The sequence below is a fragment of the Desulforhabdus sp. TSK genome (assembly GCF_022836495.1).
Classification (GTDB): domain Bacteria; phylum Desulfobacterota; class Syntrophobacteria; order Syntrophobacterales; family Syntrophobacteraceae; genus Desulforhabdus.
In genome coordinates, this window is sequence record NZ_BQXM01000097.1 from 1 (window position 1) to 884 (window position 884).

Consider the following 884-nt stretch of genomic DNA (forward strand, 5'->3'; position numbering starts at 1 on the left):
TGAGCCTTTTGAAATACTTTCTCAAGAATGGATACGATATTCCCTATCGCTTCTGGTGTTTACCCGAAACTACAAGTAGTTAGCGACGGAGCAAACCTATGCACACCCAAAGGTGTCCGGTAGCAAATTCGACGGTAAGCACCGCAGCATCAGGAGGCATCAGACTGAATGCCGCATAACCACAAGAGGTGTCGGCAAGGGTGGCGACAATCCCGGCATGCATAAAGCCGTGCTGTTGCGTCAAGTCATCTCGAAATTCGAGTGATATCTCAACCTCGTCCGGCAGCACCTTCGAAAGAGTCGCTCCAATGGTTTTCATCAGTTTCTGTTTAGAGAAGCTCTCTCTCACTCGCATTTCATAGTTTTCATCTTGAGGTACAAAGTTTTGCATCGATTGGCTCCTTATGGCTGGGATTGGCACCGCCCGTTTGTGTGCTTTTCCAAATCCAAAATTTCAGTTCTCATTTACGGCGTAAACTGCGAATTGTCCATTCGGTAAACGCCAATGGGCAACCACCTTCAAGCGAGAACTTCAAACAGCACGGAGCACCGCCTGTGATACTGCGATACGTTCTGGCATGGATTCCAATGGTCTTTATTGCTATTTTAAACGGCGTGATCCGTGAATTTACATATGGGAAGCGCATGCCGGAGTTGGCGGCGCATCAGGTTTCTACCTTTTCTGCGTTGTGCTTTTTTGGAATCTATATATTTTTTCTGAGTCGCATCTGGAGGCTGGAATCATCTGCGCAAGCTAGAGGTCTCTCGGAAATATAAGTCCTTATTTTAGATTGAGAAAAGTATAGAGTCAGGCATTTCTCAATCATTTTTTCTATAGGCAGATAAAACTCTCGGAAATTCATGGATCATTGACAGATAATCTG

1 protein-coding gene is annotated in these 884 nt (G+C 45.4%); it reads right to left on the reverse strand.

The features are described 5' to 3' along the window. Nucleotides 1-79: 79 nt before the first annotated feature. Nucleotides 80-391 carry a PaaI family thioesterase gene (locus tag MWC30_RS21650; RefSeq protein ID WP_244086278.1) on the reverse strand — a complete coding sequence of 104 codons (312 nt, stop codon included), beginning with the start codon at nt 389-391 and terminating at the stop codon, nt 80-82. Nucleotides 392-884: the final 493 nt, after the last annotated feature.

Coding starts and splice junctions, on each gene's coding strand:
- MWC30_RS21650 (WP_244086278.1), bottom strand. CDS start 391: ATGCAAAACTTTGTACCTCAAGATGAAAACTATGAAATGCGAGTGAGA.